Source organism: Pseudomonas sp. SIMBA_067 (genome assembly GCF_046534675.1).
Lineage (GTDB): Bacteria > Pseudomonadota > Gammaproteobacteria > Pseudomonadales > Pseudomonadaceae > Aquipseudomonas > Aquipseudomonas putida.
Genome location: NZ_JAWRYH010001079.1, coordinates 1 through 247 on the forward strand (window position 1 = coordinate 1; position 247 = coordinate 247).

Genomic DNA, 247 nt, shown 5'->3' on the forward strand with positions numbered 1-247 from the left:
GCCACCTTGGGGTCATGGGTGACGATGATCACCGTATGCCCCGCCGCGTGCAGCTCAGTGAGGATACGCATCACCTCTTTACCGCTGTGGGAATCGAGTGCCCCGGTGGGCTCGTCGGCGAGAATCACTTCGCCGCCATTCATCAAGGCCCGCGCAATACTCACCCGTTGCTGTTGCCCGCCGGACAACTGGCTCGGCCGGTGGCTGATGTGCCCCGACAGCCCCAGGCGCGCCAGCAACTCCCGAG

The 247-nt window shown here is 65.2% G+C and carries 1 protein-coding gene; it reads right to left on the reverse strand.

The genetic code is table 11. From position 1 onward, the window contains the following. A partial coding sequence (locus tag SB765_RS32575; RefSeq protein WP_410932885.1) for an ATP-binding cassette domain-containing protein occupies window positions 1-247 on the reverse strand: 247 nt, incomplete at both ends.